Genomic DNA, 20,586 nt, shown 5'->3' on the forward strand with positions numbered 1-20,586 from the left:
CAGGGGTGGTGCGGCTGCCGTTTGCGCACCACCCGGGCCAGGGCCGCTACGCCTGTCCACCGAGTGACACAGTCAGGAGAGCACGGATGAAGGTCCTGTTCATCGCCGCGGGCAGCCCGGCCACCGTCTTCGGGATCGTGCCGCTGGCCAACGCCGTGCGCGGCGCCGGTCACGAGGTCTTCATGGCCGGCAACGAGGCCATGGTGCCCTACATCGCGAGCGCGGGTCTGCCCGCGCTCGCGGCGGCCGAGCATGAGATAGCCCATTACATGGACCTCGCGCGGGCCGGCACCGGTCCCCTGGACCTCGACAACCACCGGCAGGTGATGGAGTACGTCGGGAGCTGGTTCGCGCTGCTGGGTGCCGACAGCTTCGCCCGGCTGCGCCGGTCGCTGCGCGGCTGGCGCCCCGATCTGGTGGTGGGCGGCACGATGAGCTATGCGGCGCCGCTGCTGGCCGCGGCGCTCGACGTGCCGTACGTGGTGCAGGAATGGACGCTGGACGACTGGTCGGGCACGGACGCGGGAGCGCTGCGCGTGCTGGAGCCGCACCTGGCCGGGCTGGGCCTGACGGGGCTGCCGGAGCCGGAGCTGCGGATCGGGATCTGCCCGCCGGCCATCGCGCATCCCGACGCCCCCGACGTGGTGCCGATGCGCTGGCGGCCCGGCAACCGGCAGGGCCGCGTCGAGCCGTGGATGTACGAGCGGCCCGGCCGTCCGCGGGTGTGCCTGACCGCGGGGAGCCGGGCCGGCCACGAGCGGGGCTTCGCGTTTCTGCGCGCGCTCCACGACCGGATCGCGCCGCTGGGTGTCGAGGTCGTCATCCCCGCGCCCGATCCGGTCGCCGCCGAACTGCGTGCGGCCATGCCCGGAGTGCTCACCGGCTGGATCCCCCTCGACACGCTCATGCCGACCTGTGACCTGGTCGTGCACCATTCGGGCGGCGCCACGACGATGACGGCCGCCGACGCGGGGGTGCCGCAGCTGATCATCCCGGAGACCCCGGTGTTCGCCCCGCCCGCCCAGCGGCTCGCCGATCACGGCGCGGGCATCATGATCGCCGAGGCCGAGGCGACGGACGAGGCGGTGGAGCGCGCCTGCCGGGAGATCCTCGCCGATGCGCGGTTCAAGCAGCGCGCCGATGAGATCGCCGTACAGATCGCCCAGATGCCCGCGCCGCCGGCGCTCGTGCCCGAGCTGGAGAAGGCCGCGCTCGGCTGAACCTTTTCTGCCCGCGGGGCACCGATCCGGTGTTCCGCACCGACCCAGGTGTTCCGCACCGACCGGTGTTCCGCACCGACCCGGGTGTTCCGCACTGCCCACCACCGCACCACAGTCCGAAGGAGAACGATCATGGATCAGCAAGCGCCCCCTCTCGCCGGGCGGCGGGAATGGATCGGCCTTGCCGTCCTGGCCTTGCCCACCCTGCTCCTCGCGCTGAGCATGACCTCGCTCAACCTGGCGATCCCCTACCTGAGTGCGGATCTCAACCCCAGCGGCGCCCAGTTGCTGTGGATCACCGACATCTACGGGTTCCTCATAGCCGGGACCCTGATCACCATGGGCACCCTGGGCGACAGGTTCGGCCGGCGGCGGCTGCTGCTGATCGGTGCGGCGGTCTTCGGGGTGGCGTCGGCCATCGGAGCGTACTCCAACAGCCCCGAGATGCTGATCGTGATGCGGGCCCTGCTCGGCCTGTCGGGCGCGACCCTGATGCCGTCGACGCTGTCGCTGCTGTCCAACATGTTCCGGGATCCGGCGCAGCGGACGTTCGCGTTCTCCACCTGGATGGCCACGTTCATGGGCGGCACCGCGGTGGGGCCGCTGGTCGGCGGGGTGTTCCTGGAGCGCTTCTGGTGGGGTTCGGTGCTGCTGCTCGGCGTTCCCGTGATGCTGGTGCTGCTCGCGCTGGGGCCGGTCCTGCTGCCGGAGAACAAGGACCCCGACCCGGGGCAGATCGACCTGCTGAGCGTGGCGCTGTCCCTCGCGGGGGTCTTGAGCGTGGTCTACGGGCTGAAGCAGATCGCCGGTGACAGCGCGAGCCGGCTGGCGTTCGTGTACATGGCGGCGGGGATCGTGATCCTGGTGGTGTTCCTGCGGCGGCAGCGGCGGCTGAGCCATCCGCTGCTGGATCTCGCGATGTTCCGCAACCGCACGTTCAGCGTGCCGATCGTGGCCCTGGCCGTGGGTATCTTCATGAACGGCGGTATCAACTTCTTCCTGATGCAGTTCCTGCAGAGCGTCCTGGGCCTGACGCCGCTGCAGGCGGGGCTGTGCACGCTGCCCCCGACCACCATCGGCATGGCCACCTCGATGCTGGCCCCGCAGCTGATCCAGCGGTTCCGGCCCGCGTTCATCATGGGGCCGGCCTTCCTGGCGGCCGCGGCCGGACACGTGATCATCTCCACGGTCGACAAGGACAGCGGGGCCGCTCTGCTCGTGGTCGGGCTCGCGGTGATGGGGACCGGTTTCGGGCTGTTCATGGCCATGGGCACCTCTCTCGCCCTCGGTGCGGTCGAGCCCGAGAAGTCCGGTGCGGCGTCGGCGACTTCGGAGACCAGTACCGAGCTCGGCCTGTCGCTGGGTATCGCGGTGCTCGGCAGTGTGGGGACCGCCGTGTATCAGAGCACGTTCCGCTCCCGGGTGCCCGAGGGGACACCGGAGTCGGTGGTGGACCGGGCCGAGAAGACCGTGGGTGCCGCCGCCCTGGAGGCCGAGAAGCTGCCGGCGCCGCTGTCGGAGGAGTTCCTCGACGCGGTCGGCAGCGCCTTCGCGGCGGGACTGCGCACCAACTCCGTCATCGGCGCTGTGGGGCTGACGTGTGTGGCCGTGTTCGTCACGGTGATGCTCCGTCATCTGCCGGCCCAGCCCAAGGGGTCGGGCGGGCACGGGCACGGGGGCGGCGATGCGGCGCCCGGCACGGAGGCCACTCCTTCCCCGGCTCCCGGCACGGAGCCTGTTCCCTCCCCGGCTTCCGGTGCGGCGGGCGCTCCTTCCCCGGCTCCCGGCACGGAGGTGAAGCGCGATTCCTGACGGCGGGGCTCCTTCGGGGGGTCACGCGCGGGTGTACGCGGCCTCCCGGTGTGCGGCCTGAGAGGCCGGGAGGTTCCCCTTCCCCGTTCGCCGGCGCGCTCGCTGCGCCGGCGGGCGGGGAAGTGCTGTGCGGGCGCGGCGCTGCGCGGCCGGCGGCCGGTCCGGCGTCGCTGAGCTGACCGCGGCGGGCACGGCGGCCGCAGCGGCGGGCGCGGCGGCCCGGGTGGCCCGGGTGGCCCGGGTGGCCCGGGTGGCCCGGGTGGCCCGGGTGGCCCGGGTGGGAATCGCGGGCCGGGCCTGCGTGGGTGCGGTGCCGTCGGCCGAGTGCCAACGGCGCCTCAGGTACCTACAGGCCTACGTCAACTTCGTTGCTTCGGCCGTCCCGGCCCGATGAGAATCCTTGGTGCAGAGGCGGATCGGCTGTGCGGGTCCTCCTTCCCCGGGGGGAGACGTGTGCGTCGCGGCTTCTCCTGGCCCTCACGGCCGGGCATCTCCGCCCGGCCCGTCCCCCGGGCGGCCACCTGCCGTGGCTCCCGCCGTCAGGTTCAGTCCCTCCACCGTCCGCGGAGCCCCCGGTCCGCACCCACTCATCCCCTTTTGTCTGCCTGTTGGAGGCGTCATGACCGCCGTTTCGGAAGAGTTCCCCGCGGCCTACAGCACCAGCCACGCCGAGATCTACGAGTTCATCCACGCGGCCCGCGGCCGTGACTGGGCGGCGGAGGCCGACGACTACGTGCGGCTGATCCGGGAGCGGAACGCGGCGGCCGCCTCCCTCCTCGACGTCGCCAGCGGCACCGGTGCCCATCTCGCGCGGTTCGCCGAGCACTTCGGGCGTGCCGAGGGTCTGGAGCTGTCACCGGGCATGCGCGCGCTGTCGCGGGCGAAGCTGCCCGATGTGCCGGTGCACGAAGGCGACATGCGGGACTTCGACCTGGGGGTCACGTACGACGCCGTGGTGTGCCTGTGTTTCTCGGTGTCGTACACCCGTGACGTGGAGGAGCTGCGGGCCGCCGCTTCCGCGATATGCCGGCATCTGGCCCCGGGCGGGGTGCTGATCGTGGAGCCCTGGTGGTTCCCGGAGAAGTTCATCGACGGGTTCGTCTCCGCCGGCCTGGCCGAGCAGGAGGGGCGGGCGGTGAGCCGTCTGTCGCGCACCGTGCGGGAGGGGCGCACCAGCCGGATGGAGGTGCGTTACACGGTGGCCGACCGGCGGGGCATCCAGGATTTCACGGAGTACGAGGTGCTGTCGCTGTTCACCGAGCAGGAGTACACGGCGGCCTTCGCGGACGCCGGGTGCCCGGTGGAGTACCACCCCGGCGGTCCCAACGGCCGTGGCCTGTTCGTCGGGGCCCGTCCGTAGCCGAGCGGTGTCCGTGGCCCGGCCGCGGGGTGTCCGGCCAAGTCCTCATGTGGTCCAAGGAGACATGACGTGATCAATGTTTTCCAGCCCAGCCTGGGCGAGGAGGAGGCCGCCGCGGTCGCGGAGGTCTTCGCCACCAACTGGACGGGGCGCGGGCCCCGGACCAAGGCCTTCGAGGCGGAGTTCGCCGAGCACCTGGGGGTCGACCCGAGCCATGTGCTGCTGATCAACTCCTGCACCTCGGGCCTGTTCCTGGCCACCGAGCTCCTCGGGCTCGGCCCGGGTGACGAGGTGGTGATGCCGTCGCTGAGCTTCGTGGCCGCGGCCAACGCCGTCGCGGCGGCCGGGGCGCGCCCGGTGTTCTGCGAGTCGGACGTCCGTACGCTGAACCCGACGGCCGGCGACGTCGAGCGGGCGCTCACGCCGCGTACGAAGGCGGTCATCGTGCTGCACTACGGCGGCTATCCCGGGGATGTCGCCGCGATCGCCGCGCTGTGCCGGCGGCGTGGTGTCACGCTCATCGAGGACGCCGCGTGCTCGGTGGCCTCGCGGGCCGGGGGTGCCGCGTGCGGCACGTTCGGTGATCTGGCCACGTGGAGTTTCGACTCGATGAAGGTCCTGGTCACCGGTGACGGCGGCGCCTTCTACGCCCGCAGTCCTGAACTTGCGCTGCGGGCGCGGCAGTTGGCGTATCACGGTCTGGAGCAGGCCAGTGCGTTCGACGCCGCGAAGGTGTCCGACCGCTGGTGGGAGCCGAACGTCGAGCACTTCGGCCGCAGGATCATCGGCAACGACGTGACGGCGGCCATCGGCAGCGTGCAGCTGCGCAGGCTGCCCGGGTTCGTCGCCAGGCGGCGTGAGATAGCCGCGCTCTACGACCAGCTCCTGCTGGATGTGGAGGGGGTGCGGGTGCCGCCGCCGCTGCCCGAGGGGCACGACAGCTCGTACTACTTCTACTGGGTGCAGATGGACCCGGCCATCCGCGGCAAGGTCGCCTCCGATCTGCTGGGGCGGGACATCTTCACCACGTTCCGCTATCCCGCCCTGCACCGGGTCCCCCTCTACGGCGTCCAGGACATGTCGCTGCCCGGCGCCGAGGAGGCCGCGGACCGGACGCTGCTGCTGCCCCTGCACCAGGGGCTGAGCGACACCGAGGTCCACACCGTGGTCGACGAGTTCCGCAAGTCGGTCGAATTCCATACGCAGGAGCTGCGGAGCAAGGGGTGAGGGATGCACGTCGAGGAGACCGCCATTCCCGGCGCGCTGGTCGTCACCCCCCGGCGCCACGTGGACCGGCGCGGTGACTTCTACGAGGGTCTGCGCACCGACGTCCTGGAGCACGAGCTGGGCCGGCCCTTCCCCGTGCGGCAGATCAACTACTCCACCTCGGGCCGCAACACCCTGCGCGGTCTGCACGGTGTGGCGATCCCCCCGGGCCAGGTCAAGTACGTCACCTGCGTCCAGGGCGCGCTGCGCGACATCATCGTCGACCTGCGGATCGGCTCCCCCGCGTTCGGCCGCCACCACGTCACCGAGCTGGATGCCGGGTCCGGGCGGAGCGTGGTGATCCCCGAAGGTGTCGGGCACGGCTTCCTGACGCTCACCGACGACGCCCGCATCTGCTACGTGCTGTCCACCCTCTACGTACCCGGCACCCAGATCGACATCGATCCGCTGGATCGCGATCTCGCCCTCCCCTGGGGGTTCACCCAGCCACCGCTGATGTCCGACAAGGACGCCGGGGCCCCTTCCCTGGCCGAGGTCACCGCCACCGGGCGGCTGCCCCGGTGGCAGGCCGGTGTCGCCTACTCCAACACGTGAGGAGAGATACGCGATGAAGGCATTGGTGCTTTCCGGCGGGTCCGGTACCCGCCTGCGCCCCTTCAGCTACTCCATGCCCAAGCAGCTCATCCCCGTAGCGAACAAGCCGGTCCTGGAGCACGTCCTGGAGAACATCCGGGACCTCGGCATCACCGACATCGGCGTCATCGTCGGCGACCGGGGCGAGCAGATCGCGGAGGTGATCGGCGACGGTGCCCGGCTCGGGGCCCGCATCACCTACATCGCCCAGGAGGAGCCTTTGGGGCTGGCGCACTGTGTGGCGCTGGCCCGGCCGTTCCTGGGCGACGACGACTTCGTCATGTACCTCGGGGACAACATCCTGCCCGACGGGGTCGGGGACGTCGCCGGCCGGTTCACCGCGCACCGCCCCGATGCCCAGGTCATCGTGCACAAGGTGCCCGACCCCCGGGCCTTCGGCGTGGCGGAGCTCGACACCGGAGGCCGGGTCGTGCGGCTGGTGGAGAAGCCGCAGGACCCGCAGAGCGACCTCGCCCTGATCGGCGTCTACTTCTTCACCCCGGCCATCCACGAGGCCGTCGCCGCGATCGAGCCCAGCCCGCGCGGCGAGCTGGAGATCACCGATGCCATCCAGTGGCTGGTGACCCAGGGCCGCGAGGTGCGGGCGAGCGAGTACAGCGGCTACTGGAAGGACACCGGGCGGGCCGAGGACGTCCTGGAGTGCAACCGGCGGATCCTGGCGGGCCTGAAACCGGGCATCGCCGGCCATGTGGACGCCCACAGCACCCTGGTGGGCACGGTCGTGCTCGAGGCGGGTGCCCGGGTGGTGCGCTCCGCCATCGAGGGCCCGGTCATCATCGGGGCGGGCTCGGTCGTGGAGGACAGCCGGATCGGGCCGGGCACCTCGGTGGGACGCGACTGCGTGCTGCGGCGGTCCCGGGTCGCCGACTCGATCATCCTCGACCGGGCCGAGATCACCGGCATCCCCTCGCTGGAGGGCTCCCTGATCGGACGCGGCGCCCAGGTCGGCGCCTGCACACTGGAGCCCTCCCACCACCGGCTCGTCGTCGGCGACGACACCCGGATAGAGGTGGCGGCATGAGAATCCTGGTGACCGGCGGAGCCGGGTTCATCGGCTCGCACTACGTGCGCTCCCTGCTGGAGGGTTTGTACCCGGACTGTGCGGACGCCCGGGTGACCGTGGTGGACAAGCTCAGCTACGCGGGCAACCGGGACAACCTTCCCGCCCGCCACCCGCGCCTGGCGTTCGTCGAGGCCGACATCTGCGACCTGCCGCGGATGCTGGAGGTCCTGCCCGGGCACGACGCCGTGGTGCACTTCGCCGCGGAGTCCCACGTCGACCGGTCGGTGGAGTCCGCGGCCGAGTTCGTCCGGACGAACGTGGGCGGCACCCAGACCCTGCTGGACGCCTGCCTGGAGACCGGCGTCGAGCGGCTGGTGCACGTGTCGACCGACGAGGTCTACGGGTCCATCTCCCACGGGTCCTGGACGGAGGAATGGCCGCTGGCCCCCAACTCCCCCTACGCCGCGACCAAGGCGGCCTCGGACCTGGTGGCCCGGTCCCACTGGCGCACCCACGGCCTGGACCTGTCGATCACCCGCTGCTCCAACAACTACGGGCCCTACCAGCACCCGGAGAAGCTGATCCCGCTGTTCGTCACACGTCTCCTGGAGGGCCGGCAGGTGCCCCTCTACGGTGACGGGCGCAACGTACGGGAGTGGCTGCACGTGGACGACCACTGCCGGGCGGTCCACCTGGTGCTCACCCGGGGCAGGGCGGGCGAGATCTACAACGTGGGCGGGGGCGACGAACGGTCCAACGTGCAGATCACCGAGGAGGTCCTGCGGCTGTGCGGGGCCGACTGGTCGGCGGTCCGTCATGTCGCCGACCGCAAGGGCCACGACCTGCGCTACGCGCTCGACGACAGCAAGATCCGCGAGCACCTCGGCTATGCGCCGCAGGTCCCCTTCGCATCGGGTCTCGCGGACACCGTCACCTGGTACCGCGACCACCCCAACTGGTGGAAGCGGCTCGGGCACGAGGGCGCCGCGGGGCAGGACCGGACCGGAGAAGGCACAGGAGTGAGCCCATGAACAGCCACAAAGCCATGATCCTCGACGAGACCCGCAAGTACCACGCCGACCAGCAGCCGGGCGGTCCCTTCGTCCCCGGCGTCACCGAGATCTGGCCCTCGGGCGCCGTCCTGGACGCCGAGGACCGCGCGGCGCTCGTCGAGGCGGCCCTGGACCTGAACATCGCGGCGGGCTCCCGCTCGCAGCGGTTCGAATCACGGTTCGCCAAGCTGCTGGGACGCCGCAAGGCACACCTGACGAACTCCGGCTCGTCGGCCAACCTGCTCGCGCTGACCGCGCTCACCTCGCACGTCCTGGGCGAGAAGCGGCTGCGGCCGGGCGACGAGGTCATCACGGTCGCGGCGGGCTTCCCCACCACGGTCAACCCGATCGTGCAGAACGGGCTCATCCCCGTCTTCATCGACATCGACCTGACCATCTACAACACCACGGCCGAACGGGTCGCCGAGGCGATCGGCCCGAAGACCCGCGCCATCATGATCGCCCACGCCCTCGGCAATCCCTTCGAGGTCGCGGAGATCGCCCAGCTCGCCAAGGACCACGACCTGTTCTTCGTGGAGGACAACTGCGACGCCGTGGGCTCCACCTACCAGGGCGCGCTCACCGGCACCTTCGGCGACCTGACCACGGTGAGCTTCTACCCGGCGCACCACCTGACGATGGGTGAGGGCGGCTGTGTGCTGACCTCGAACCTGAAGCTGCACCGGGTGGTGGAGTCGCTGCGCGACTGGGGCCGCGACTGCTGGTGCGAGCCGGGCAAGAACAACACCTGTCTCAAGCGGTTCGACCACCAGATGGGCCGGCTGCCCCAGGGGTACGACCACAAGTACATCTTCTCCCACGTCGGTTACAACCTGAAGGCCACCGACCTGCAGGCGGCGCTCGGCCTGACCCAGCTCGACAAACTGGACGGCTTCATCGCGGCGCGGCGGCGCAACTGGCGGCGGATGCGCGAAGGGCTGGAGGGCGTGGCGCACCTGCGGCTGCCGGAGCCGACGCCGGGCAGCGATCCGAGCTGGTTCGGGTTCGTCATCAGTGTGGATCCCGCGGCGCCGTTCAGCCGGGCCGCCCTGACGGACTTCCTGGAGGCCCGCAGGATCGGCACCCGGCGGCTGTTCGCGGGCAACCTGACCCGGCAGCCCGCCTACCTCCACGTGCCGCACCGGGTGGTGGGGTCCCTGGCCAACAGCGACTTCGTCACCGAGCACACCTTCTGGGTCGGGGTCTACCCGGGCCTCACCGACGAGATGATCGACTACGTGGTGTCCTCGGTGCGCGAGTTCGCCGGAGGGCACCGATGACGACCACCGCCGGGCTGCTCCGCCCGCGCCACGACAGCGGGCGCGCGGACCGTCTCGCCCGGTCGCGGGCCCGCCGCGGGGAGGGCGTCCAGCTGAGCACGGAGCGGTTCGCCCCCTGGCTCGCCTGGCGCGGGGAGACGAACCGGTTCGCGGTCCAGCGGATCGCGTTCTCCGCACTGGAGGGCTGGTCCTTCGCCCGGGACACCGGGAACCTGGTCCACCGCAGCGGGCGGTTCTTCACCGTGGAAGGGCTGCAGGTACACACGCGCGACGGGTCGGCGGCCCCGTGGCAGCAGCCCACGATCCTCCAGCCCGAGGTGGGCATCCTCGGCATCCTCGCCAAGGAGTTCGACGGGGTGCTGCACTTCCTCATGCAGGCCAAGATGGAGCCCGGCAACCCGAACCTGCTGCAGCTCTCCCCGACGGTGCAGGCGACCCGCAGCAACTACACCAAGGTGCACCGGGGCGCGGACGTGAAGTACATCGAGTACTTCACCCGGCCCGGCGGGAACCAGGTGCTCGCCGATGTCCTGCAGTCCGAGCACGGCTCCTGGTTCTACCGCAAGTCCAACCGGAACATGGTCGTCCAGACGGACGAGGACGTCCCCGTGGACGACGAGTTCTGCTGGCTGACCCTGGGCCAGCTCGGTGAACTGCTCGCCCGGGACAACGTGGTCAACATGGACGCGCGCACCGTCCTGGCGTCCCTGCCCGGCTGCTGCCAGGACAGCCGGGCGGTGCACTCGGACACCGAGCTGCTGTCCTGGTTCACCGGCGAACGGGCCCGGCACGAGATCACCGCGGAGCGGACCGCGCTGGGTGAGGTGAACGGCTGGCAGCGCGACGACTGGAGCATCAGCCACGAGGAGGGCCGCTACTTCCGTGTCGTGGCCCTGGCGGTGGAGGCCAGCAACCGGGAGGTGGGCGGCTGGAGCCAGCCGCTGTTCGAACCGGTCGCCCAGGGCGTCACCGCGTTCCTGACCCGGCACTTCGACGGCGTCCCGCACCTGCTGGCACACGCCCGTGTCGAAGGCGGATTCCTGGACACGGTGGAACTGGGGCCGACGGTCCAGTACACCCCGCACAACTACGCCCACCTCGACGCCGCCGCCCGGCCGCCCTTCCTGGACCTGGTGCTCGGCGCGGACCCCTCCCGGATCCGGTACGAGGCCGTGCACTCCGAGGAGGGCGGCCGCTTCCTCAACGCCGAGTCCCGCTACCTCTTCGTGACGGCCGACGACCTCGGCACGGACCTGCCGGCCGGCTACGCCTGGGTGACCCCCGGCCAGCTCAACTCCCTGGCCCAGCACGGCCATTACGTCAACGTGCAGGCCCGCACGCTGCTCGCCTGCCTCAACACCGGGGCGGTGGCCTGCTGATGGCACCGGTCCGGATCGGGATCCTGGGCTGCGCCGGGATCGCCCGGCGGCGGATGCTGCCGGCCATGGCGGCCTGCGCGGAGACGGAGATCTCCGTCGTGGCCAGCCGCGACCTTCTCCGGGCCCGGGAGACCGCACACCCCTACGGGTGCCGCGCCGTCCAGGGGTACGAGAGCGTCCTCGGCGACCCCGCCGTCGACGCGGTGTACGTGCCGGTGCCCGCGGCCCTGCACGCCCACTGGGCCGAGGCGGCCCTGCGGGCGGGCAAGCACGTCCTGGTGGAGAAGCCGCTGGCCACCGACCCCGGCCGGACCGCCGAACTGACCGCCCTCGCCGCACAGCGGTCCCTGGCCCTGATGGAGAACGTCATGTTCGTCCATCACGGCCAGCACACGGCGGTCGGCGAACTCCTCGCCGACGGCGCCGTCGGCGCAGTGCGGGCGATGCGCGCCGAGTTCACCGTGCCGGCCCGGCCCGACGACGACATCCGCCACCGCCCCGACCTGGCCGGCGGCGCCCTGTGGGACACCGGCGTCTACCCGCTGCGCGCGGCCCTGCACTTCCTCGGGCCGCACCTGTCGGTCACCGGAGCCGCGCTGTCCAACGGCCCCGGACGGCACGTCGACACGGCGGGCGCCGCACTGCTGCGGACACCCGAGGGTGTCACCGCCCAGCTCTCCTTCGGCCTCGACCACGGCTACCGCTCGCTGTACGAGCTCGTCGGCAGCCACGGCCGCATCACCCTCGACCACGCCTTCACCCCGCCCGCCGGCCACGTGCCCGTCGTCCGTCTGGAGAACGGCGACGGGACGAGGGAACTCACCCTGCCCGCCCACGACCAGGTCGCCGCGGCCGTCCGCGCCTTCGCCGCCGCCGCCCGGGCCGGGACCGTGCCGGACAGCCCCACCATCCGGCGCCAGGCCGAACTGCTCGCGGACATCCGGCAGGCCGCCCGGTGAAGGACGGCCACCGCCGTACGCCGCCGCCGCTGCCCCACCCGACGACAGGACCCTGACATGACGAGCCGCCTGTTCACCTCGGAATCCGTGACCGAGGGCCACCCCGACAAGATCGCCGACCAGATCAGTGACACCGTCCTGGACGCACTGCTGCGCGCCGACCCCGCCTCCCGGGTCGCGGTGGAGACGCTCATCACCACCGGGCAGGTCCACATCGCCGGAGAGGTGACCACCACCGCGTACGCGCCGATCGCGCAGCTGGTGCGGGAGAAGATCCTGGAGATCGGCTACGACTCGTCCGCCAAAGGCTTCGACGGCGCCTCCTGCGGTGTCTCGGTCTCCATCGGCGCGCAGTCCCCGGACATCGCCCAGGGCGTGGACACCTCCTACGAACAGCGCGCCGGAGACACCACCACCGGCACGGGCACCGCCGCCGGCCCGCAGGACGACGGGCTCGGCCGGCAGGGCGCCGGCGACCAGGGCCTGATGTTCGGCTACGCCTGCGACGAGACCCCCGAGCTGATGCCGCTGCCCATCCACCTCGCACACCGGCTCTCGCGCCGCCTGTCCCAGATCCGCAAGGACGGCACGCTCGGCTACCTGCGCCCGGACGGCAAGACCCAGGTCACCATCGAGTACCGGGGCAGCCGCCCGGTCCGGCTCGACACGGTCGTCGTCTCCTCCCAGCACGCCCCCGGCATCAGCCTGGAGGGGCAGCTCACCCGGGACGTACGGGAGCAGGTGGTCGGCCCGGTCCTGGCCGCCCTGGCCGCCGACGGCATCAAGCTGGAGACCGAGGGCCACCGGCTCCTGGTCAACCCGACCGGCCGCTTCGAGATCGGCGGCCCGATGGGCGACGCCGGCCTCACCGGCCGCAAGATCATCATCGACACCTACGGCGGCATGGCCCGCCACGGCGGCGGCGCCTTCTCCGGCAAGGACCCCTCCAAGGTCGACCGGTCGGCGGCGTACGCGATGCGCTGGGTCGCCAAGAACGTGGTGGCCGCCGGTCTCGCCACCCGCTGCGAGGTCCAGGTCGCCTACGCGATCGGCAAGGCCGACCCGGTCGGCCTGTTCGTGGAGACCTTCGGCACCGCGACGGTGCCCCGGCGGGCGATCGAGAACGCGATCGGTGAGGTCTTCGACCTCCGCCCGGCCGCGATCATCCGCGACCTCGACCTGCTGCGCCCGATCTACGCGCAGACCGCCGCCTACGGCCACTTCGGCCGCGAACACCCCGACTTCACCTGGGAGCGCACCGACCGGGCCGGCTCCCTCGCACGGGCGGCCGGGGTCTGAGATGCGGATCGCCGTCACCGGTTCCATCGCCATCGACCATCTGATGACCTTCCCCGGCAGGTTCACCGACCAGCTCCTGGCCGACCAGCTCGACAAGGTCTCGCTGTCCTTCCTGGTGGACGGGATGGACGTACGCCAAGGCGGCGTCGCGGCCAACATCGCCTACGGGCTGGGGGTGCTGGGCCAGGACCCGGTGCTCGTCGGCGGGGCGGGCGCCGACTTCGACGGCCACCGCCCGCGGCTGAAGGAGCACGGCGTCGACACCGACGCGGTGCTGGTGTCCGCCACCCGCCAGACGGCCCGGTTCCTGTGCCTCACCGACCAGGACATGAACCAGATCGCCGCGTTCTACCCCGGGGCGATGGCGGAGGCCGCGGACATCCGGCTGGGTGCCGTCGCCGAGGCCGCCGGCGGCCTCGACCTGGTGCTGGTCTCCCCCAACGACCCGAAAGCGATGACGGGGCACACGCAGGAGTGCCGCGAGCTGGGCATCCCCTTCGCCGCGGACCCCTCCCAGCAGCTCGCCTCGCTGTCCCGGGAGCAGACCCGCGGCCTGGTGGAGGGCGCGGCGTGGCTGTTCACCAACGAGTACGAGGCGGCTCTGGTGCGCGAACGCACCGGCTGGAGCGAGCGGCAGGTCCTGGAGCGGGTCGGGGCCTGGGTCACCACGCTCGGCGCCCAGGGCGTGCGGATCGCCCGCAGGGACACCGGGGACGAGGTGGTGCCCGCCGTCCCGTGCGCGGCTCCGGTCGATCCGACCGGGGTCGGCGACGCCTTCCGTGCCGGTTTCCTCGCGGGACTGGCCCAGCGGCTCCGCCCCGGTGCCGCGGCCCGGCTCGGCTGCGCACTGGCGACGACGGCGCTCGGCTCCACCGGCCCGCAGGAGTACACGGTGACGGCGCGGGACCTTTCCCGGGCCCTGGCGTCCCGTTACGGGGACGCGGCCGCGGCGGAGGCCGGCGCGGTGCTGGAGCGGGTGCGATGACGACGTACTCCTTCGAGTTCTTCCCGCCCAAGACCGCCACGGGTGCCGCCGCCCTGTGGAGGACGGTGCGCCGGGTCGAGGCGCTGCGGCCCGATTTCGTCTCCGTCACCTACGGTGCGGGCGGTTCCTCACGGGAGCGCACCGTGGAGGTCACCCACCGGATCGCCACCGAGACCACGCTGCGCCCGGTCGCCCATCTGACCGCGGTGGGTCACTCCGTCGCCGAGCTGCGTCGCATCATCGGCCGGTACGCCGATGCCGGTATCCGCGATGTCCTGGTGCTGCGCGGGGACCCGCCCGGTGACCCCACAGGGCCGTGGGTGCCGCACCCGGACGGTTTCACCCACGCCTACCAGCTCGTGGAACTGGTGCGTTCCCTGGGCGATTTCACCATCGGGGTGGCCGCTTTCCCCGAGCGGCACCCGCGCTCGCCGGACTGGGACAGCGACATCCGGCACTTCGTCGCCAAGTGCCGGGCCGGTGCGGACTACGCCATCACGCAGATGTTCTTCCGTGCGGAGGACTATCTGCGGCTGCGCGACCGGGTGGCCTCGGCGGGGTGCGACACCCCGATCATCCCCGAGATCATGCCCGCCACCGACGTCCGGCAGATCCGCCGCTTCGCCGAACTGTCCAGAGCCTCCTTCCCGCAGGATCTCGCCGGCCGGCTGGAGGCGGCCCGGGAGAATCCCGCCGAGGGCCACCGGATCGGGGTCGAGCACGCCACGGCCCTGGCCGGCCGGCTCCTCGCGGAGGGGGCACCGGGCCTGCACTACATCACCCTGAACCGCTGCGCGGCGGCCCTGGAGGTGCACCGCAACGTGACCGCCTCGCACGGTGCGCCGGCAGGTTCCGCCCACGCCTGACAGACCGGGCGGCCCGGCGCCCGGTCTGTCAGCAGGATGCCCGCGGGGCAGCAGGGCGCCTGCGGGTCAGCAGGGTGTCCGCGGCGCGGTGGGCGCCGCGGTCTCCCGGGCCAGGAGGCACTGCTCCAGGAAGGCCAGTGCCTTCAGGTGGTAGGTGCGGGAGGCCCAGCCCAGGCTGATGTTGTGCCCGGCGTCGGGCTGACGGTCGATCACGACGTGGGGGGCGGCCAGCGGTGCGCGCAGCGCCGAAAGCGCCTGTTCGTCCTGGTGCCACCACTGTTCCTGCTCGGCGAAGGTGAACCGGACGGGAACGCTCACCCGGGCGGCGATGGCGGGGTACATCTGCGGCCAGCGCGCCGCTTCCCGGGCTTCGCGTGCGGGCACGGGGGCGACGACGCCGCGGCACTGGCCGAACGCTTCGGGCGGATACAGGCGCAGCGGGCCCCAGTGCCGGCGCCAGGTGCCCGGCCGGCCGGGGCCGGGCAGGTCGTGCGGTTCGACGGCCGGGCGGGTGCCGAGGCCGGAGATGTCCAGGCCGACGAGGCCGGTGCCGGTGCCGGGTTCGTGGCCCGCGGCGAGTGCCAGGGCGAGTTTGCCGCCGTTGGAGTGCGCCACGACGAAGTGTCCGGCGCCCTGTTCCCGGGTGCGGGCGAAGCCGGCCAGGGCCGCGTGCAGGGTCGCCGCCTGGTCGGCCAGGCTCTGTCCTTGGGGCAGGTGGGCGGCGGATGCCCCGTAGCCGGGGCGGTCCACCGCCAGGACGGTGTAGCCGAGTTCGGCGCCCAGGGTGAGCAGGGAGTGGCCGGGTCTGGCCCGGCTGTCGAAGTAGCCGGCGCGCATTCCGCCGCCGTGCACCGCGACCACCACGGCGCGCGGTGGCCGGTGCTCGGGCAGGGCGAGCAGTGCCGACAGGGGCAGCCCGTCCGCGTCGAGGGTGATGCGGTGGGTGGGTGGGGGTGTGCGGGGTGCGGGCTCGGCCATGCGGGTCGCTCCAGGGTGGATCGTCGGGCGTGCGGGACCGTCCCGGGGGGCGGGGTGGAGGGGCCGAGCGGGGCGGGGTGTGCCGGGGGGCCGGGGCCCGGGGTGCCCGGGGGGCGTGCCGGGATACCGGGGGGGCCAGGGGGTGGTGCCGGGGGCTCGGTGCCCGGTCTGTCGTGCCGCTGGACCGGGTGGTGTGGGTCGGCCGGCCGGGCGGGTGCCGCGGCGGGGGGCGTGGGCGGCAGGGGGGTGTCGTCCGGCCGGCCGGTGGGCGGGGGGTGTGTCAGCCGAGGAGTGTTCCTCCGGTGGCGTCGACGAACGAGCCGGTGATCCAGCGTGCTTCGTCGGTGGCGAGGAAGGCCACGACGTCGGCGACGTCCCCGGGTTCGCCGACGCGGTTGAAGGTGGACAGCTGTGCCATCTGCTCCACGGCTTCGGGGATGGCGAAGACCGGGTTGTCGTTGCGGGTGATGCCCGGGGCCACGGAGTTGATGGTGATACCGCGGGGGCCGAGGAGTTTGGCGTAGTGCAGGGCGAGTTGTTCGACGGCGCCCTTGCTCATCGCGTAGGCGATCTCGTCGGGGTTCGCGAAGCGGGTGAGGCCGGTGGAGATGTTGATGATGCGGCCGCCGTCGGGCATGTTCTTCAGCGCGCGCTGGATGAGGAAGAACGGGGCCTTGGCGTTGACCGCGAAAATCCGGTCGAACGCTTCGGGCGTGGTGTCCTGGGGTTTCACGTTGCCCATGACGCCGGCGTTGTTGACGAGGATGTCCAGACCGGTGCTGCCCGTGCGCTCCCGCAGGCCGTTCTCCAGGCCCAGGAAGAGCTCGTGGACATCGCCGGCCGGGCCGAGTTCCGCCCGTACGGTGAAGCCGCGGCCGCCGTCCTTCTCGATCCGTTCCAGGACGTCGGCGGCCGCCTCCTCGTTCGATGCGTAGTGCACCGCGACGAGTGCTCCTTCCTGGGCGAGCCGGAGTGCTGTGGCCCGGCCCATCCCCCGGCTCGCGCCGGTGACGAGCGCGGTCTTTGCGCTGAGCCTGCCCATGTCTGTACTCCGCTTCTTCCGTGGTGGCGTCGCAGGGGACTTCACCGGTGTGAGGGGCCGGGGTGGAGAGGTCTGCGTGGTGGGTGGGGCGGCGGGTGCCGCGGCGGTGCCGAACCAGCGGTGCAGGGCCGTGGTGAGGCCGGTGGGGTCCTCTCCCGCCCAGGCGACGTGTCCGTCGGGCCGTACCAGCAGGGCCGGGGCGCCAGGGCCGGCGGCTCCGGGTTCCGGGGCGGCGGGGCCGGTGGGCGGGGCGGTGGTGGCCGTGTGGACCAGGCCCTTCCAGGGGAGGGCGGCGGTGCGCAGCGTGTGGTGGTGTGCGGTGTCGCCGGGCGGCAGGAGCAGGACGCCGCGGCCGTCGTGCATCAGTTCGGCCGCGGTGGCGGGCCCCGGGGTGCGGGTGGTCAGTTCCTGGTGCGGCAGGCGGGCGCCGAGCAGGGGGTGGGTGCCGGGCCCGACGTCGTAGCGGGTGTCCAGGCCGGAGATCATTCCTGCCAGGTGGCGGCGTGCGTCCTCGTGCCGGAGCAGTTCGGCCAGGACCTGGCGTGCGGGGTCGGCCTCGGTGGTTCCCAGCAGCAGGAGTGCCTGGGCGCGGATGTTGTCCAGGACTCTGCGGCCGACCGCGTGCCGTTCGCTGTGGTAGCTGTCCAGCAGTCCGTCGGGGCCGCGTCCGGTGAGCTGGGCGGCGAGTTTCCAGCCGAGGTTGGCGGCGTCCTGCAGGCCGAGGTTGAGGGCCTGTCCGCCGATGGGCATCTGCTGGTGTGCGGCGTCCCCGGCGAGGAGGAGGCGGTGGTCGCGGTAGCGCGCGGCGTGGCGGGAGGCGTCGCCGAAGGTGTTGACCCACAGGGGGCGGCCGCCGCTGATGTCTTCTCCGGTCACGCGTTTCCACGCGTCGGTGACCTCGGTGAACCCGGGCGGTGCGGTGCGGGGCCGGGCCCCGTATTCGTGGACCATCACCCGGGTGACGCCGTCCGGGCGGCGGGCGGCGATGGCCAGGCCGTGGGGCAGTCTCTCGAAGCGCCGGCCTGGGATGTCGATGCCGTCGATGTCCGCGCGCAGCAGGTGGCGCCGGGCGTCGGTGCCGGGGAAGGCGAAGCCGCCCAGGTGCCGCACGGTGCTGTTCTCGCCGTCGCAGCCCACGACGCACTTGGCGCGCAGGCGGGTGGTGCGCCCGTCGGTGAGGCGTATCTGTGCCTCGACGGCGTCGGTGGTGACGGTCAGGGCGGTGAGTTCGTGGCCGCGCCGGAGGTCGGCGCCGAGGCTGGTGGCCCGGTGTGCGAGGAGTTCCTCGACGCGGGTCTGGGGGACTTTCCACTGTCCCGGGTAGCGGCTGGGCAGGGACAGGTCGAGAGGGATGCCTCCGAAGTGGCCCATCGGCTCGTTGGGCAGGTCGCCGAGCGGGGCGAGCAGGTTGCGGGTTTCGAGGATCTCCATGGTGCGGGCGTGGAGCGTCGAGGCCCTGGATTCCGTCGTGGGGCTGGGGAGCTTGTCCAGCACGACGGTGTCGGCCCCGCCCAGGCGCAGTTCCCCGGCGAGCATCAGCCCGACGGGGCCTGCGCCCACGACGATGGCGTGGGTGTCGAGTCGGTGGGCCGTCATCGTCAGCGCTTCTCGGCGTAGTCCTTGGCGTGGCCCAGGGTGATGCGGCTGTTGGCCGACAGTGCGCCCTGGACGTATTCGCGGGCGTCGGTGACGGTGGCGTCGGTGCCCAGGATCCGGGCGATGTTCTCCTCGTTGATGACGACGGTGTGCTGCGAGGAGGCGGTGGTGGTGCCGTGGTCGTCCTCGGTGAAGGTCCAGTAGCCGGTGTGCAGGGTCATCAGGGCGGGCAGGGTGACCTGTTTGTAGGCGATCTTCTCGTGCGGGAGGCACACGCGGTAGGACTTGGTGGTGTGCACGGAGCCGTCCTTGGCGCGGGTGTCCATCTCCAGGGTCTGCAGACCCGGTTCGTCCTCGGTCAGGCGCACGGTCGCCACGTGGGGCAGGCGCTGGGACCACAGGCCGGCTTCGTTGATGAAGTCGTAGACGTGCTCGGCGCTGCCGTGGACCTGGACGCTGTCCTCGAAGGAGAAGGTCAGTGCCTGTGCGGCGTGGGCCCGTTCCACGTTCTCCTTGAGGGCGGCGAGTTCGGAGCGTGAGTTGCGGTCGACGGCCTCGTCGATCCACGCCAGGCCGGCCGGGTCGTCGTCGATCGCCCGGTAGTCGTGCAGCAGCCGCACCCGGCAGCCGGCCCCGGGCAGCGGCTCGATGACCCAGGTGCCTGCCATGGAGGCGACCGGCGGGGTGGAGACCTCCTGCCGGAAGTCGATGCGCAGGCCCTGCGGGTCGAGCGTGCGGCGGGAGGTCCAGTTCTTGGCTGCGCCGTTGGCGGTCGCCCAGATCCGGATGCGCTCGTTGTCGCCGTCGTGCTCGACCTGGTCGACGTGGATGGTCGGGGGGAAGATGCGCGGCCAGTTCTGTACGTCGGCCAGGAGCCGGTAGACGGTGGGGGGCGGGGCCGCCACCGTGATCTCGTGCTCGACCTGATGGGTCGTCATGGTGAACCTCCTTGGAGTGGTCAGAAGTTGCCCAGGCCGCCGCAGACGTTCAGCGCCTGTGCGGTGATGGAGGCGGCGGTGTCCGAGGCGAGGTAGCCGACCAGTCCGGCGACCTCCTGCGGGGTGGAGTAGCGGCCGAGCGGGATCTTCGCCTGGAACTTCTCCAGGATCGCGGTCTCGGAGGTCTGGTAGGCGGCCGCGTAGCCTTCGCGGACGCGCTGGGCCATGGGGGTTTCGACGTAGCCGGGGCAGACGGCGTTCACGGTGACGCCGGTGGGTGCCAGTTCGTTGCCCAGGGCTTTGGTGAACCCGACGACGCCGTGTTTGGAGGCGGAGTAGGGGGCGCCGAGGACCACGCCCTGCTTGCCCGCGGTGGAGGCGATGTTGATGATCCGGCCGCGGTCCTTGGCCCGCATCCCGCCGGTGTTGAGCACGGCCCGGGTCACCCGGAAGACGCTGTTGAGGTTGGTGTCGATGACGTCGTCCCACAGTTCGTCGGTGAGGTCCGCGGTCACCCCTCCCCCGCTGCGGCCCGCGTTGTTGACCAGGACGTCGACGGGTCCGAAGCGGTCCACGGCGGCCTGGACGAAGGCCTCCACCGCGTCGCCGGACCTCACGTCCACGGCCGTTCCGTCGACCTCCAGCCCTTCTTCCCGCAGCTCCTTGACGGTGGCGGCCACGTTCTCCTCGGTGCGGGCGCCGAGGAAGACCCGGTGGCCCTGCCCGGCGAGCAGCCGGGCGACTGCCAGGCCGATTCCGCTGGTCGCGCCGGTGACGAGCGCGACGGGCTTGTCCTGCTGCATGACGGTTACTCCAAACAAGGGGCGGTGGGAGGGGCGGGGGGGGGGGGGGGGGGGGGGGGGGGCGGGGGGGGGGGGGGGGGGTATAAAACAAAAAAAACCCACACCAAGAGGACACAAAAGGACTTAGGAAGTG

18 protein-coding genes are annotated in these 20,586 nt (G+C 72.0%); 14 read left to right on the forward strand and 4 right to left on the reverse strand.

Annotation, left to right across the window (positions count from 1 at the left end; translation table 11 throughout):
- The first annotated feature begins 86 nt into the window (after nt 1–86).
- The 14 genes from ACFWRT_RS35665 (at nt 87) to metF (ending at nt 15,096) form a co-directional block, all read left to right on the forward strand.
- Complete coding sequence (locus tag ACFWRT_RS35665; protein ID WP_380955297.1) at nt 87–1,220, forward strand: nucleotide disphospho-sugar-binding domain-containing protein; 1,134 nt, start codon at nt 87–89, stop codon at nt 1,218–1,220.
- A gap of 132 nt (nt 1,221–1,352) precedes the next feature.
- On the forward strand, nt 1,353–3,032 hold the full coding sequence (locus ACFWRT_RS35670) for an MFS transporter (RefSeq protein ID WP_380955298.1): 1,680 nt from the start codon (nt 1,353–1,355) through the stop codon (nt 3,030–3,032).
- 127 nt (nt 3,033–3,159) lie between these two features.
- Nucleotides 3,160–3,426, forward strand: coding sequence for a hypothetical protein (locus tag ACFWRT_RS35675; protein ID WP_380955299.1), 267 nt, complete (start codon nt 3,160–3,162; stop codon nt 3,424–3,426).
- A gap of 225 nt (nt 3,427–3,651) precedes the next feature.
- Nucleotides 3,652–4,392, forward strand: coding sequence for a class I SAM-dependent methyltransferase (locus ACFWRT_RS35680; RefSeq protein WP_380955300.1), 741 nt, complete (start codon nt 3,652–3,654; stop codon nt 4,390–4,392).
- 69 nt (nt 4,393–4,461) lie between these two features.
- Nucleotides 4,462–5,619, forward strand: coding sequence for a DegT/DnrJ/EryC1/StrS aminotransferase family protein (locus ACFWRT_RS35685; RefSeq protein WP_380955301.1), 1,158 nt, complete (start codon nt 4,462–4,464; stop codon nt 5,617–5,619).
- A gap of 3 nt (nt 5,620–5,622) precedes the next feature.
- The gene (locus tag ACFWRT_RS35690) at nt 5,623–6,213 is read left to right on the forward strand and encodes a dTDP-4-dehydrorhamnose 3,5-epimerase family protein (protein ID WP_380955302.1); all 591 of its coding nucleotides are present in this window, start codon (nt 5,623–5,625) and stop codon (nt 6,211–6,213) included.
- A 13-nt stretch (nt 6,214–6,226) separates the two neighbouring features.
- A complete protein-coding gene (locus tag ACFWRT_RS35695; RefSeq protein ID WP_380955303.1) occupies nt 6,227–7,294 on the forward strand; it encodes a glucose-1-phosphate thymidylyltransferase in 1,068 nt (355 codons plus the stop codon).
- Nucleotides 7,291–8,307, forward strand: coding sequence for a dTDP-glucose 4,6-dehydratase (rfbB, locus tag ACFWRT_RS35700; RefSeq protein ID WP_380955304.1), 1,017 nt, complete (start codon nt 7,291–7,293; stop codon nt 8,305–8,307). Before ACFWRT_RS35695 ends, rfbB begins: the two co-directional genes overlap by 4 nt.
- A complete protein-coding gene (gene rfbH, locus ACFWRT_RS35705; RefSeq protein ID WP_380955305.1) occupies nt 8,304–9,608 on the forward strand; it encodes a lipopolysaccharide biosynthesis protein RfbH in 1,305 nt (434 codons plus the stop codon). The genes rfbB and rfbH overlap by 4 nt, the downstream gene beginning before the upstream one ends.
- The gene (locus tag ACFWRT_RS35710) at nt 9,605–10,987 is read left to right on the forward strand and encodes an NDP-hexose 2,3-dehydratase family protein (RefSeq protein ID WP_380955306.1); all 1,383 of its coding nucleotides are present in this window, start codon (nt 9,605–9,607) and stop codon (nt 10,985–10,987) included. The genes rfbH and ACFWRT_RS35710 overlap by 4 nt, the downstream gene beginning before the upstream one ends.
- Entirely contained in the window at nt 10,987–11,946 is a 960-nt protein-coding gene (locus ACFWRT_RS35715; RefSeq protein WP_380955307.1) for a Gfo/Idh/MocA family protein, read from the forward strand. The genes ACFWRT_RS35710 and ACFWRT_RS35715 overlap by 1 nt, the downstream gene beginning before the upstream one ends.
- A 57-nt stretch (nt 11,947–12,003) precedes the next feature.
- A complete protein-coding gene (metK, locus tag ACFWRT_RS35720) occupies nt 12,004–13,245 on the forward strand; it encodes a methionine adenosyltransferase (RefSeq protein WP_380955309.1) in 1,242 nt (413 codons plus the stop codon).
- Between the two features lies 1 nt (nt 13,246).
- Entirely contained in the window at nt 13,247–14,230 is a 984-nt protein-coding gene (locus ACFWRT_RS35725; RefSeq protein WP_380955311.1) for a carbohydrate kinase family protein, read from the forward strand.
- Nucleotides 14,227–15,096, forward strand: a complete 870-nt coding sequence (metF, locus tag ACFWRT_RS35730; RefSeq protein ID WP_380955312.1) for a methylenetetrahydrofolate reductase [NAD(P)H] — start codon at nt 14,227–14,229, stop codon at nt 15,094–15,096. Before ACFWRT_RS35725 ends, metF begins: the two co-directional genes overlap by 4 nt.
- Nucleotides 15,097–15,162: 66 nt before the next feature.
- Here the strand turns inward: metF and ACFWRT_RS35735 are convergent, their stop codons facing one another.
- The 4 genes from ACFWRT_RS35735 to fabG all read right to left on the reverse strand — a co-directional run bounded on the left by ACFWRT_RS35735 (nt 15,163) and on the right by fabG (nt 20,453).
- Nucleotides 15,163–16,074, reverse strand: a complete 912-nt coding sequence (locus ACFWRT_RS35735; RefSeq protein WP_380955313.1) for an alpha/beta hydrolase — start codon at nt 16,072–16,074, stop codon at nt 15,163–15,165.
- Between the two features lie 280 nt (nt 16,075–16,354).
- Complete coding sequence (locus ACFWRT_RS35740) at nt 16,355–18,712, reverse strand: SDR family oxidoreductase (RefSeq protein ID WP_380955314.1); 2,358 nt, start codon at nt 18,710–18,712, stop codon at nt 16,355–16,357.
- A gap of 2 nt (nt 18,713–18,714) precedes the next feature.
- Complete coding sequence (locus tag ACFWRT_RS35745) at nt 18,715–19,650, reverse strand: aromatase/cyclase (protein WP_380955316.1); 936 nt, start codon at nt 19,648–19,650, stop codon at nt 18,715–18,717.
- A 20-nt stretch (nt 19,651–19,670) separates the two neighbouring features.
- Nucleotides 19,671–20,453: a 3-oxoacyl-ACP reductase FabG gene (gene fabG / locus ACFWRT_RS35750; protein WP_380955317.1), complete on the reverse strand. Its 783-nt coding sequence runs from the start codon at nt 20,451–20,453 to the stop codon at nt 19,671–19,673.
- Nucleotides 20,454–20,586: the final 133 nt, after the last annotated feature.

This window comes from Streptomyces cyaneofuscatus (assembly GCF_042718795.1).
Taxonomy (GTDB): domain Bacteria; phylum Actinomycetota; class Actinomycetes; order Streptomycetales; family Streptomycetaceae; genus Streptomyces; species Streptomyces cyaneofuscatus_A.